The organism is Lentzea indica (assembly GCF_012184385.1).
Classification (GTDB): domain Bacteria; phylum Actinomycetota; class Actinomycetes; order Mycobacteriales; family Pseudonocardiaceae; genus Lentzea; species Lentzea indica.
In genome coordinates, this window is sequence record NZ_VSRL01000026.1 from 48,022 (window position 1) to 60,958 (window position 12,937).

11 protein-coding genes, 4 pseudogenes and 1 riboswitch are annotated in these 12,937 nt (G+C 68.1%); of the genes and pseudogenes, 4 read left to right on the top strand and 11 right to left on the bottom strand.

Annotation, left to right across the window (positions count from 1 at the left end; translation table 11 throughout):
• Position 1: 1 nt before the first annotated feature.
• The 3 genes from FXN61_RS10130 to pyrE are packed head-to-tail and all read right to left on the bottom strand — an operon-like array spanning position 2 to position 1,620.
• Entirely contained in the window at positions 2-667 is a 666-nt protein-coding gene (locus FXN61_RS10130) for a TrmH family RNA methyltransferase (RefSeq protein ID WP_312877622.1), read from the bottom strand.
• Positions 639-1,007, bottom strand: coding sequence for a DUF2784 domain-containing protein (locus FXN61_RS10135; RefSeq protein WP_167972548.1), 369 nt, complete (start codon positions 1,005-1,007; stop codon positions 639-641). Before FXN61_RS10135 ends, FXN61_RS10130 begins: the two co-directional genes overlap by 29 nt.
• 58 nt (positions 1,008-1,065) lie before the next feature.
• The gene (gene pyrE / locus FXN61_RS10140) at positions 1,066-1,620 is read right to left on the bottom strand and encodes an orotate phosphoribosyltransferase (protein ID WP_167972575.1); all 555 of its coding nucleotides are present in this window, start codon (positions 1,618-1,620) and stop codon (positions 1,066-1,068) included.
• 65 nt (positions 1,621-1,685) lie between these two features.
• On the opposite strand from pyrE, the gene FXN61_RS10145 reads away from it, so the two are divergent.
• Positions 1,686-2,258, top strand: a complete 573-nt coding sequence (locus FXN61_RS10145) for a hypothetical protein (RefSeq protein ID WP_167972549.1) — start codon at positions 1,686-1,688, stop codon at positions 2,256-2,258.
• A 43-nt stretch (positions 2,259-2,301) separates the two neighbouring features.
• Here FXN61_RS10145 and FXN61_RS10150 read toward each other — a convergent pair whose 3' ends face one another.
• The 5 genes and pseudogenes from FXN61_RS10150 to clpB all read right to left on the bottom strand — a co-directional run bounded on the left by FXN61_RS10150 (position 2,302) and on the right by clpB (position 7,091).
• Positions 2,302-3,075, bottom strand: coding sequence for an SDR family NAD(P)-dependent oxidoreductase (locus FXN61_RS10150; RefSeq protein WP_167972551.1), 774 nt, complete (start codon positions 3,073-3,075; stop codon positions 2,302-2,304).
• 64 nt (positions 3,076-3,139) lie between these two features.
• Positions 3,140-3,873, bottom strand: a pseudogene (locus FXN61_RS10155) (TtfA family protein).
• Positions 3,874-3,954: 81 nt separating this feature from the next.
• Positions 3,955-4,098 (bottom strand): hypothetical protein, encoded by a 144-nt coding sequence (locus FXN61_RS10160; protein ID WP_167972553.1) that lies wholly within the window; start codon positions 4,096-4,098, stop codon positions 3,955-3,957.
• Positions 4,099-4,147: 49 nt separating this feature from the next.
• Positions 4,148-4,513, bottom strand: a complete 366-nt coding sequence (locus FXN61_RS10165) for a hypothetical protein (protein ID WP_167972555.1) — start codon at positions 4,511-4,513, stop codon at positions 4,148-4,150.
• A pseudogene (gene clpB, locus FXN61_RS10170) lies at positions 4,510-7,091 on the bottom strand (ATP-dependent chaperone ClpB). The gene FXN61_RS10165 and the pseudogene clpB overlap by 4 nt, the downstream one beginning before the upstream one ends.
• 147 nt (positions 7,092-7,238) lie before the next feature.
• Here clpB and FXN61_RS10175 point away from each other — a divergent pair.
• Entirely contained in the window at positions 7,239-7,622 is a 384-nt protein-coding gene (locus tag FXN61_RS10175) for a VOC family protein (RefSeq protein ID WP_167972557.1), read from the top strand.
• Here the strand turns inward: FXN61_RS10175 and FXN61_RS10180 are convergent.
• Positions 7,520-9,182, bottom strand: a pseudogene (locus FXN61_RS10180) (MDR family MFS transporter). The gene FXN61_RS10175 and the pseudogene FXN61_RS10180 overlap by 103 nt on opposite strands.
• Before the next feature lie 120 nt (positions 9,183-9,302).
• Entirely contained in the window at positions 9,303-9,830 is a 528-nt protein-coding gene (locus FXN61_RS10185; RefSeq protein ID WP_312877624.1) for a pyridoxamine 5'-phosphate oxidase family protein, read from the bottom strand.
• A 390-nt stretch (positions 9,831-10,220) separates the two neighbouring features.
• On the opposite strand from FXN61_RS10185, the gene FXN61_RS10190 reads away from it, so the two are divergent.
• Complete coding sequence (locus tag FXN61_RS10190; protein ID WP_167972578.1) at positions 10,221-11,324, top strand: FAD-binding oxidoreductase; 1,104 nt, start codon at positions 10,221-10,223, stop codon at positions 11,322-11,324.
• 3 nt (positions 11,325-11,327) lie between these two features.
• A riboswitch (ZMP/ZTP riboswitch) is annotated at positions 11,328-11,412 on the top strand.
• Between the two features lie 13 nt (positions 11,413-11,425).
• Positions 11,426-12,643 carry a serine hydroxymethyltransferase gene (glyA, locus tag FXN61_RS10195; protein WP_167972559.1) on the top strand — a complete coding sequence of 406 codons (1,218 nt, stop codon included), beginning with the start codon at positions 11,426-11,428 and terminating at the stop codon, positions 12,641-12,643.
• Here the strand turns inward: glyA and FXN61_RS10200 are convergent.
• A pseudogene (locus FXN61_RS10200) lies at positions 12,626-12,937 on the bottom strand (hypothetical protein); the annotation flags it as partial. The gene glyA and the pseudogene FXN61_RS10200 overlap by 18 nt on opposite strands.

Consider the following 12,937-nt stretch of genomic DNA (forward strand, 5'->3'; position numbering starts at 1 on the left):
GTCAAGAAGCTCGGTGAATCACCCAGTGGTAGAGGGCCATCGCCACAGAAGTTGTCAGGTTGTAACTGCTGACCTTCTCGCGCATCGGCAGCCGGACGATCCTGGCGGCCTTCGCACGGACCTCGCCGGAGAGGCCGTGGCGTTCCGAACCGAACGCCAGCACGGCGTTGTCGGGAATCGGCCCCTTGAGAAGATCACCGTCGGCGTCGAACGCGATCAGCTCGCCGGCGAAGTCCAGTGTCGTGGCCTTGGCGACCGGGAGCGCGAAGTGCAGGCCCGCCGAGCCGCGCAGAACGTTGGGATGCCACGGATCGACGTCACCGGTGGAGATCACGCCACCTGCGTCGAGGCCGGCCGCCACCCGGATGGCCGCGCCGAAGTTGCCGAGGTTGCGCGGGTTGTCGAGCAGGACGATCGGGGCGCGCCGGTCGAACGGCAGCTTCGGCTTCTCCGCGAACCCCGCCACGCCGGTGGGGTGCGTGCGGCCGACCCTGAGCACGAAGGCGGCGCGGTCGACCTCGGTGGCGGCCTTGAACTGCTCGAGCAGGTCGGGCGCGTGCGTCTCGGCGAGGCTGATCGCCGCGCTGAGATCCGTGGTGATCAACGGGTGCACGTCGCCGCCGAAGCGCAACGCGTGCTTAACAGCGTGAAAGCCTTCGAGCAGCACGGCCGCCAGCATAGAAGCCGGCCCACGACAGCAGGACGATCGACCCGAGCACCAGTTGCACCAGCATCGAGGCGCTCTCCGGGTACCAGACGCCGTCGATGTAGTGGTCGATGAACCCGGTCTCGAGCAGCGGCATGCCCGCGAGCCCGCGGAAGTGGTTCTCCCACACGGTCAGAGGGCACGTGAGGTCGATCGTCAGGCTGAGGATCGCCCACACACCAGCGACGAGATGCGCGTAGATGACGCCCCGCCAGCGCCACGCGAGGAAGCCTCCCAGCACGATGAACGCCAGGAAGGCGAAGTGCAGAACCACGACCGCTTCGACGAACACCCTGGCCATTCGCACCACCCCGTCCTCCAGACTAGGACGGGGTGGCTCGAAACGCTCTCGATAAACGTCAGGCCAGGCCGAGGTCGTTCAGGTCGAGCAGGTACCGGTACTGCAGACCCTCGGCCTCGATGGCCTCCTGGGCACCCGTACCGCGGTCGACGACCGTGGCAACGCCGACGACCTCGGCACCATGCTCGCGCAGCGCCGTGACGGCCGTCAGCACCGAGCTACCGGTGGTGGAGGTGTCCTCGACGGCGAGCACGCGCTGGCCGCGCACGTCGATGCCCTCGATCTGCCGCTGCATGCCGTGCGCCTTGCTCTCCTTGCGCACCACGAACGCGTCGAGCACGTCGCCAGAGGCGGCGGCGGAGTGCATCATCGCGTAGGCCACGGGGTCGGCACCGAGCGTCAGACCGCCGACGGCGACGAAGTCCCAGTCACTGGTGAGCTGCCGCAGCAGCCTGCCGATCAACGGCGCCGCCGCGTGGTGCAGCGTCGCCCGCCGCAGATCGACGTAGTAGTCGGCTTCCTTGCCGCTGGAGAGAGTCACCTTGCCGTGCACCACGGCCAATTCGCTCACCAGACGAGCGAGTTCCGACTTCGCGTTCGCGTCCAAGACCACTTCAGTTCGCACGGGTCGCTAGCTTCGCACACCTGCGCCGTCGGTGCCTCGTACGCTGCATCACCGTGAGCCTGTTGAGCGCGGATGCCTTCTTCGTGGAGCACCCGTACAACTTCCTGAGCTTGCTGTCCCGGCCCCACTACCGGGTGCAGGTGTTCACCGAGCAGGACGTGCCGCTGGCGTCCGTCAGCGAACGAACCGGACCTGGGCTGCAGCGGCCGTTGCGGCACACCGGCTTCAACGGGTGGACGTCGTTCGACCTCGTGGTCACGGCACCCCACGGCCAACCGCTGATGCACATCCGCAAGCCTTTCGGCCGCAAGCCGCGCATCCGGGTCACCACACCCAACGGCCAGGTCATCGGTTCGCTGCAGCGACAGACGAACAGGCTGCAGGTGCTGCACGACACAGACGGCAGGCAGTTGTGCATGCTCGGTGACGTCGTTCACATCCAGACCGGCCACCGCGCGAAGCGCAACGGCAAGCGAGTGCGCCGGGACGTGGTGCGAATCCGTCCCGGCGTCGCAGAGCCGGTGCGTTCTCTGGCCATCGCCGGAACTCTGATGTTCGACATCGTGCGTGGTGCGGGCACGAGTCGCATCAGTGGTGACTTCGACTGGAGCGCGCTGGGAGGCTGACCACCAGGCGTCCTTGTGGAAGTGGCTCAGGCCGTCGTCCTCATCAGGTGCGGCCCCTGCCGCCCGCGAACCGGGACGCCATCTTGCGCACCAGAGCCCGCGGCAGCACCTTCGTGAAGCTCACGATCGCCTTGTACTGCGCGCCGGGGATCGACAGCACCTTGCCGCGGCGCAGGTCGCGCAGGGCCTCGTGCACCAGCCGGTCGGCGTCGACGTAGAGCCAGTCCGGCGTCTTGGACATGTCGATCTTGGCCCGCTTGTGGAACTCGGTCTTCACGAAACCGGGGCACAGGGCCATGATCCGCACGCCGGAGTGTCCGACCGCCAGCGACATGCCCTCGGAGAACGACGTGACCCACGCCTTGTCGGCGCTGTAACTGGTGCCGCGGCCCGGCAGGAAGCTGGCCACGCTGGACACGTTGATCACGTCGCCCTTGCCGCGCGCCATCATGCCGGGGATCGCGGCCCTGCACAGGCGCAGGACGGTGGCGACGTTGACGTCCAGCTGGGCCTGCAGCTTCTCGACGTCCGCCGCGAAGAACTCGCCGGTGTTGGCGAAGCCCGCGTTGTTGACGAGGAGGTCGACGGGCGACTCGGCCAGGCGTGCCTCGACCTTGGCCCTGTCGCCGTGGTCGCTGAGGTCGGCGGGCAGGACGTCCACGTGTACGCCGTGGCGATCGTGCAGCTGTTGCGCGAGCTCCTCGAGTGCGGACGCGGTGCGCGCGACCAGCACGAGGTCGTATCCCTCTGCGGCGAGCCTGCGGGCGAAGGCGGCCCCGATCCCTACGGTCGATCCGGTCACCAGTGCGGTTGGCATGCCACCGAACGGTAGTCGGAATGTCGCCGCGGAGTGATGTGTGGCGTAGCTCACATCACTCCGGTCACTGCTGCTTCCGCCCGAACGACGGACGGTAGACCTCGCCACCGTCGTCTTCCTCGTCCACGGGCTCCTCGGCCTCGGAGGGGTCCGGGTCGAACGGGTCGATGACGTCCGCGAGCTCGCCGATGTCGCGCAGCAGCCGTTCCAGGCGCGCGGGCGACGAGTTCGGCGGCGCGGCGGCCAGCACCCAGTCGTTCTCCATCCAGACGACCGTGACGTCGCCACCGATCTCCTCGGCGGCGTCGATCAGGTCCGGCGTGATGATCTTCCTGGCGGCCGGGACGTCCGTGACGAACGCGTACCGCGAGCCCACCGGCCCGAGCAGGTCGGGCATCGGCATCTTGTCGTTGTCGCGCTGGAACGGCACCGTCGACAGCCACAGCTCGATCACCACGGACAACGCCCTGCGGCAGCGCACGCCGACCAGCACCGAGTTGACCTTGCCGCCGGTCTCGTGGTCGAGCACGTAGACCTGGCGCCGCCCGTCCGCGGTGAAGGTCAGCCCGCGACGACGTCACGGGCGAGCCCGGTTCCGTAGTACGCGATGGCGCCCGCTTCCCAGCGCGTCGGCAGCACGTGGTCTGTTTCCTCGAACTGCCAGCCGCGCAGGGCAGCCCAACGGCGCCGTTCACGATTACGCGCGGTTCGTTGCGCCCGGTCGGTCGCGAGCAGGGCAAACCCCGCCACGCCCGCCACCGCGGCGACGGTGAACCAGACCCACGCCGGTATACCCACAGCTGAAGCGTAGTGGGTCGGACGCGAGGAACGAAGATCACTTCCGCGCGTCGTGAACTGGGTCCGCCGATTCGACGTGGTTCAGGGCATCTCCGCCACTTTCCCGTTCACCACGCCACGGTCGGTGGACAACGAACCAGAGGCCATCGTCGACTCCCTGCTGGCCTCGTTGTCCACGCCCGCCGCCCTGACGACAAGCTGATCACCGCCCTGGTCACCGCCCACGACGAGACCAACGTCCGCGCGCTGGTCTCCTCGCCCGTGGCCTGGTGAGCTACCACGGCACGACAACGACCTGGTCCGCATCCTTGTAGATGATGCGACCGGGGTCGTCGCTGTCCAGGCGCTCCCACGGCACCGCGTGCGCGTCGAGGATCTCCAGGTACCCGGCGACCCGAGAGACCAGTTGCGGCGAGGTGAGCCGAAACCACGCCACCGCGCCGGGTTGGTCGTACACGGTCGGGTCCACGTCGGTGGGGTTGGTGAAGTTGGCGTCGTACCAGTCGTTGTTCAGCCGCCGGAACACCTGCTGCGCCGGGGTCAGCTGACCCCGGCGCGCCATCATGTTCACCAGGGCGAACACGCCGAGAAAGCGGCCCTGCCGATCAGGCAGGGCCGCTTGGAACCGAACGTAGGTCACGCGGCGCGGCCCACGATCAGGCCCGAGTTGTCGTCCAGAACGTCGACCCTGACCGTGTCGCCGTCGCGCACCTCGCCTGCCAGCAACTCCTTGGCGAGCTGGTCACCGATCGCCGACTGCACCAGCCTGCGCAACGGCCGAGCCCCGTACACCGGGTCGAAGCCGTTGAGCGCCAACCAGTCACGAGCCGACGGCGTGACGTCCAGGGTCAGCCGGCGAGCGGCCAGACGGCCGGCCAGTCGTTCGATCTGGATGTCCACAATGGACGTCAGCTCCTCGGTGGCGAGCGCGTGGAACACCACGACGTCGTCGAGCCGGTTCAGGAACTCCGGCTTGAAGTGGCGCTGCACCACCGACAACACGGCGTCCTTGCGCTCCATCTCGCTCAGTGACGGGTTCGCGATGGCGTGCGAACCCAGGTTCGAGGTGAGCACGAGGATCGTGTTGCGGAAGTCCACGGTGCGGCCCTGGCCATCGGTCAGGCGGCCGTCGTCGAGGACCTGCAGCAGCACGTCGAACACGTCGGGGTGCGCCTTCTCGACCTCGTCCAGCAGCACGACCGAGTACGGGCGGCGGCGGACCGACTCGGTCAGCTGGCCGCCCTGGTCGTATCCGACGTAGCCGGGAGGCGCGCCGACCAGGCGGGCCACCGAGTGCTTCTCGGAGTACTCGCTCATGTCGATGCGGATCATCGCCCGCTCGTCGTCGAACAGGAACGCGGCCAGCGCCTTGGCCAGCTCGGTCTTGCCGACGCCGGTGGGGCCGAGGAACAGGAACGATCCCGTCGGGCGGTCGGGGTCGGCGACGCCGGCACGCGTGCGGCGCACGGCGTCCGAGACGACCCGCACGGCCTCGGCCTGGCCGACGACTCGGCGTCCGAGCTCGTCTCCATCCTCAGCAGCTTGGCGGTCTCGCCCTCCAGCAGGCGCCCGGCGGGGATGCCGGTCCACGCGGAGACAACGTCCGCGACGTCGTCGGGGCCGACCTCCTCCTTGAGCATGGCAGCGTCCTGAGTGGACTCCGAGGCCGCTTCGAGTTCCTTCTCCAGCGCGGGAATCCGGCCGTAGCGCAGCTCCGCGGCACGACCGAGGTCACCGTCGCGCTCAGCCCGTTCCGACTCGCCGCGCAGCGACTCCAGCTGCTCCTTGAGCGTCCTGACCTTGTCGATGGAGCCCTTCTCGTTCTGCCACCTGGCCGTCAGCGCGGACAGCTCCTCGCGCTTCTCGGCCAGCTCGGCGCGCAGCGCGGAAAGCCGCTCCAGGGAAGCCGCGTCGGACTCCTTGGCCAGCGCCATCTCCTCGATCTCGAGGCGACGCACGGCACGTTCGACGGTGTCGATCTCGACGGGACGGGAGTCGATCTCCATGCGCAGCCGGGACGCGGCCTCGTCGACGAGGTCGATCGCCTTGTCCGGCAGGAAGCGCGCGGTGATGTAGCGGTCGGAGAGCGTTGCGGCGGCGACCAGAGCGGCGTCGGTGATGCGCACGCCGTGGTGCACCTCGTAGCGCTCCTTCAAGCCACGCAGGATGCCGACGGTGTCCTCCACCGACGGCTCGCCCACCAGCACCTGCTGGAAGCGACGCTCCAGAGCGGCGTCCTTCTCGATGTGCTCGCGGTACTCGTCCAGCGTCGTGGCACCGACCATGCGCAGCTCACCGCGGGCCAGCATCGGCTTGATCATGTTGCCGGCGTCCATGGCCGACTCGCCGGTCGCGCCGGCACCGACGATCGTGTGCAGCTCGTCGATGAACGTGATGACCTGGCCGGCCGAGTCGGTGATCTCCTTCAGCACGGCCTTGAGCCGCTCCTCGAACTCACCGCGGTACTTGGCGCCCGCGACCATCGAGCCGAGGTCGAGTGCCACGACCCGCTTGCCGCGCAACGACTCCGGCACGTCGCCGGCCACGACGCGCTGCGCAAGGCCCTCGACGATCGCCGTCTTGCCGACGCCGGGCTCACCGATCAGCACGGGGTTGTTCTTGGTGCGCCGCGACAGCACCTGGACGACCCGGCGGATCTCGGCGTCACGGCCGATCACCGGGTCGAGCTCGCCCTTGCGGGCGCGTTCGGTCAGGTCGACGCCGTACTTCTCCAGCGCCTTGTAGGTGCCCTCGGGATCCGGCGACGTCACCCGCGCCGACCCGCGCACCTTCGCGAAGGCCTCGGTCAACGCGTCCGGCGTCGCACCGTGCCGCCGCAGCAGGTCGGCCACCTGACCACCGTGATGCGCCAGCCCGACGAGCAGGTGCTCGGTGGAGACGTACTCGTCGCCCATCTCGGTGGCGAGCTCCTGCGCCTTGCCGAGCACCCGCACAGCGTCGCGCGAGAGCTGCGGGGCGGAAACCGTCGTGCCCGACGCGCTGGGCAGCGAGCGCGAGAGCTGCTCGAGCTCCTTGTGCACCAGCGTCGGGTCGGCTCCCACCGCCGACAGCAACGGCGAGGTCAACCCGTCCGTCTGCGCCAGCAGTGCACTGAGCAGGTGCACGGACCCCACGTCCGGGTTCCCGTTGAGCGTCGCGGCCTGAACCGCCGCGGAAACCGCCTGCTGCGTCTTGGTCGTCGGGTTGAAAGCGTCCATTCCTCCACCTCGTGGTCAGCCTCCAGCATGGACCATCACCCCGCACAACGTCAGAAAAGTTGAGTCTGTTCCGCTCAACTATGCGAACGTGACGGCCGTCCCCAAAATCCTGCGGCCGTTGGTGCGGGGTAGGCGAAGATCGACGCCATGACCTCAATCATCCACAACGTCACGGTCGACGCGCGCGACTCCTACGAGATCGCCTCGTGGTGGAGCAAGGTGCTCGGCCTGCCGCTGCATCCGGACGACAACCCCGGCGACCCCGAGTGCCTCATCGAGCTGCCGATCGGCATCCGCTACCTCTTCATCAACGTCCCCGAGGGCAAGACCGTCAAGAACCGCGTGCACATCTGCCTGCAGCCGTCCGACTGCACCCGCGACGAGGAGGTCGAGCGCCTGCTCGGCATCGGCGCGACGATCTACGACGATCAGCGCAGGCCCGACGGAACCGGCTGGGTCACGATGCACGACCCCGAGGGCAACGAGTTCTGTGTGGAACGCAGCGCAGCCGAACGCGCCGCGACCTCCTGATCACCGTCACTCGAAAGCACTAACAGCTTGTCCACAGCGATCGTCGAGTTGTCCACAATCCGCTGTTCAGTATCCACAGGTGAATCAGGTTCAGTGGCGACCGTCTGTGCACCAGAAGCCGTTGGAGTGACGTCCACCGAATCTCGCAACGGCTGCTCCTTGATCAGCAGCACCGCGATCACCGTGAAGATCGCGAGACCGGCGGCGATCAGGAACAACTCACCCATCGCATCGCCGTAGGAGTCCCGCACCACTGGGGAGAGGGAGCCGCGGTCGAGCGTCTTCGTGCTCACGTGAGCCGCCAGAACCGCTCCGAGCACCGAGACGCCGGCCGTCCCGCCCAACGACCGCAGGAACGTGGCCGTGGAGCTGGCCGCCCCGAGATCCGCCATGCCCACGCCGTTCTGCACGGCCAGCACCAGGTTCTGCATGGTCAGCCCCACCCCGACGCCGACCAGCGCCAGGTAGGCCCCCATCAGGACGAGGTTCGTGGCGTGGTCGATCGTCCCGAGCAGCGCCAGCCCGATGACCAGCGAGAACGCACCCCAGACCAGGTAGCTCTTCCACCTGCCGCTCTTGGCGATCAACTGCCCGCTGACCGTGCTCGAGATGCTCAGGCCCAGGACGAGCGGAACCGTGAGGAGCCCCGCCTTCGTGGGAGAGAACCCGCGCGCGATCTGGAAGTACTGCCCCATGAACACCGACGCGCCGAACATCGCCGTACCGACCGCGATGCCACCGAGCATCGCCAGCACCACCGTCCGGTTCTTGAACAGGTGCAGCGGAATGACCGGCGCACTGGCCCGCCGCTCGACGAAGTAGGCACCGACGATCGCCAGCAGCGCTCCACCGACGAACAGCGCGCTCTCCCTGGACAACCAGGCGAAGTCCTTGCCCGCGAACGAGACCCACATCAGCATCAGGCTCACGCCACCCGTGATCAGCGTGGCGCCGAGGTAGTCGATCTTCACACGCTGCTTCGTGACCGGCAGGTGCAACGTCTTGTGCAGCACCGCGAGGGCGACCAACGCCAGCGGCACGCAGACGAAGAAGCACCAGCGCCAGCCCAGCCACGACGAGGAACCCGCCGACCAGCGGCCCGCCCACCGTGCCGGCAGAGATCACCATGCCGGTGTAGCCGCTGTACCGGCCGCGCTCCCTGGGGCTGAGCAGCGCCCCGACCACGACCTGGCCGAGCGCCTGCACGCCACCCATGCCCAGGCCCTGGACCACCCGGAACGCGATGAGCTGCTCCATGTTCTGGCTCAGGCCTGACAGCACCGAGCCGACGACGAACAGCACGATGCTCGCCTGCAGCAGCTTCTTCTTGTCGAACAGGTCCGCGAGCTTGCCCCACACCGGCGTGCTCGCCGTGGAGGCGAGCAACATCGCCGTGATGACCCACGTGTACTGGGTCTGCGTGCCCTTGAGCTCGGCCAGGATCGTCGGGAGAGTGTTCGAGACGATGGTGGAGCTGAGGATCGCGACGAGCAGCGCCACCCAGATGCCGGACAGCGCTTCGAGGATCTCCCGATGCGACGAGGGCCGGTTCAAGCACACCTCCAGTAGTTAGTTGATGCGATACAACTATATCTGGAGATAGTTAGCTACAGCAACTTGTTCTGGGTCACGCGGGGACCATCCGCACCGTCTTCCAGTACGAACGGTCCCCGCGTGCGGTCAATCGGCGCTCTTGTCCGCCTTGACCCCGAAGTAGTCGCCGCCCTTGCGCTTCACGTCGTCGGTGCCCCAGTCCCGCACGCGGTCGACCGGGATCATCCGGGGGATGTGCTTGCGGCAGTGGATGTAGGCCTCCTGCACCTCGACCACCACCCACCGCTCCACCTTCTTGTCCTCCGTGGAGAACTCCTCTCGCGGCACGATCCGGGCTCTCCCGTTCACGTGCAGCCCGATCAGGTCGTCGGCGAAGTCCACCATCAGCATCCCGACGTGCGGGTTCTCCATGATGTTGCCCAGGGACGCCATCACGCCGTTGCCGCGGTACTCGGGGTACGCGACGGTCCGGGAGTCGATCACCTGGATGAACCCCGCAGGCCCGGCCCGCAGGGTCGAGTCGCACTCCCCGTCGGCATCGGCGGTCGAGATGAAGGCCATCTCCATGCGGCCGACGAACTCGGCCATCGCGGGGTTGAGGTGGTCCAGGACCTGGTCCGAGTAGAAGCGTGTGGCGCGATCCGTGGTCTCCAAGGCACATTGGAGGAAGTGCTCACCTCGTGAGCCAGGTTGCCCGACGCGGTCAGGTGAGGTGGTTTCAGTCAGCTCTGGCAGGGACACGCGCCACACCGTCGCACGCAAGCGCGCAACCCGGTACAGACGGACCCTCACATTCACACTGTTGCGGTAACAACTAGTTGCGTACAGTAATCAGACTTCGCTCGAAGGTGGCATCAAGGAGTCAAACCCACCAATCAGGGGTTACTGTCCACCCTGTCGGGGGACGGATGCTTGACGAGGACTACAGCGCCTTGCTGGCGCCAATGAGAACGTGGAGACTGCGCGCGGACCATGACTGCGAACGCTGTGCTGAGCCCCATCCCTACCCCGCCCCACCGAGAACCCCCGCCCGGCGTCACCGCGATGGTGCGGATGATCCGGGAGAGCTTCGCGGTGGTGGAGCCGCACGCCGAAGAAGTGGCGAAGTTCTTCTACGGCATGCTCTTCTCGCTCTCGCCTGCCACACGCGAGATGTTCCCCGCGAACATGGAGGTGCAACGCAGCCGCCTGCTGCGCGCCCTCGTGCACGTGGTGCAGATGGTCGACCGCCCGGACGACCTCATCCCGTTCCTCCGCCAGCTGGGCCGTGACCACCGCAAGTTCGGTGTCATCAACGTCCACTACGAGGCGGTCGGCACGGCACTGCTGTCGGCGGTGAAGAAGTTCGCCGGCACCGCTTGGACACCCAAGGTCGAGATGGCGTGGGCCGAGGCCTACACGCTGATGGCCAGGGCCATGCAGGAGGCCGCCGACGCCGACAACGGGCCCGCCTACTGGCACGCGACGGTGCTGGAGCACCAGCGCGTCTCGTGGGACCTGGCCGTCGTCCGGCTGCAGCCCGACCACCCGGTCAACTACCGCGCCGGGCAGTACGTCAGCGTCGAGACGCCGCAGCGCAAGCGTTTGTGGCGGTACTACTCGCCGGCGAACGCCCCGCGTGAGGACGGCATCATCGAGTTCCACATCCGGTCCGTCGACGGCGGATGGGTGTCGCGCTCGGTGGTCGGCCACACGCAGGCGGGTGACACCTGGCGCATCGGTCCGCCGATGGGACGTCTCTCGGTCGACCGCACGGCCGGGTCGGACGTCCTGATGGTCGCCGGCGGCACGGGCGTGGCGCCGATGCACGCGATCATCGACGAGATGGCGCAGTGGGGCGACAACCCCCGCGTGCACCTGTTTTACGGCGGCCGCACCCGCGAGGACCTCTACGACCTGGACAACCTGCAGCGCATCGCGACCACGAACCCGTGGCTCACGGTCGTGCCGGTGCTGGAGTCGGACCCCGGTGTCCGGGGCGTCGAGCAGGGCAGCCTGGCCGACGTGGTGACGCGCTACGGAGCGTGGGAGGACCGTGACGTCCTGGTCTGCGGCAGCCCCGCCATGATCAGGTCGACCGTGTCCCGCATGCTGGTGGCCGGAACTCCTCTCGACCGGATCAAGTACGACCCGTTCACGCTGGACTAAGCTCGGCACGTCCGCGACTGGCGTGCCGAGGGTGGAACTGACCACCGGGAAGCGACGGCCGAGCGCACCGAACGCCTGGGTGCCCGGCGTGGAGTAGCGCCGTGCTCTCTAACGTTGATCCCGAGATCTCCGCCCTGATCCAGGCCGAGGAACGCCGCCAGGCCTCCAAGCTGCGCATGATCGCGTCCGAGAACGACGTGTCGGCCGCTGTGCTCGAGGCAACAGGCTCTGTGCTGACGAACAAGTACTCCGAGGGCTACCCCGGCAAGCGGTACTACGAGGGCCAGCAGATCATCGACCAGGTCGAACAGCTCGCCATCGACCGGGCGAAAGCGCTGTTCGGCGTGGACCACGCGAACGTCCAGCCGCTCTCCGGCGCACCCGCGAACCTGGCCGTGTACCTGGCGTTCCTGTCGCCGGGAGACACCGTGATGGGCATGTCGCTCCCGATGGGCGGCCACCTCACCCACGGCTGGAACGTGTCCGCCACCGGCAAGTGGTTCCACGCGGTGCAGTACGACGTCCGCAAGGACACCGGCGTCGTGGACATGGACAAGGTCCGCGCGCTCGCACTCGCCGAACGCCCGAAGGTCATCTTCTGCGGTGGCACGGCGATTCCCCGCACCATCGACTTCCCGGCGTTCGCGCAGATCGCCCAGGAGATCGACGCGGTCCTGGTCGCCGACATCGCGCACATCGCAGGGCTCGTCGCGGGTGGCGCACACCCGTCGCCGGTCGGGCACGCGCCGGTGATCACCACGACCACGCACAAGACGTTGCGCGGCCCGCGCGGCGCCATGATCCTCTGCGACGCCGAGCACGCTCGCGCGATCGACCGCGCGGTGTTCCCCGGCCTGCAGGGCGGTCCGCACGACCACACGACCGCCGCGATCGCCGTGGCGCTGCATGAAGCCGCGCAGCCGGAGTTCCGCGAGTACGCGCACACGATCGTCGCGAACGCCAAGGCGTTGGCGGACGCGCTGCTGGAACGTGGTTTCGACCTGGTGTCCGGTGGCACCGACAACCACCTGATCCTCGTCGACCTGACGTCGAAGGCGATCGCAGGCAAGCCCGCGGCGCAGGCGCTGGACCGGGCGGGGATCGAGCTGAACTACAACGCGGTGCCGTTCGACCCGCGCAAGCCCTTCGACCCGTCGGGGATCCGGCTGGGGACGGCAGGGATCACCACGCGCGGCCTCAAGCCGGAGCAGATGCCGTTGATCGCGGACTGGATCGACCGGGCGATCACCGCGCACGAGAACGACCAGGCGCTGGACCGCATCGCCGCCGAGGTCGAGGAACTACTCAGCACCCTCTAGCGCGGCAGCCGCCACTCGAACGTCGTCGAGCGCCCGGCGGGCGACTTCAGCGAAGTCCCCGCCGGCCTCGAGCCACCGGGCGTAACCACGCCGGAGCGCCAGTACACCCAGTTCAGCGGCAACGGCCGCGTCAAGCTCCGGCACACCGCGTTGCCGCAGCCCGTCCCTCATGGCGGAGGCGAACCCCGCCATCTTCAACGCGTCCCGTTCCCGCAGCTCGTCGTTGCCGGCGATCACCGCCAGCCCGTCGCGGCCCGTTCGGCCCGGTCGCCTGCGTCCGTGAACGTGACGGCG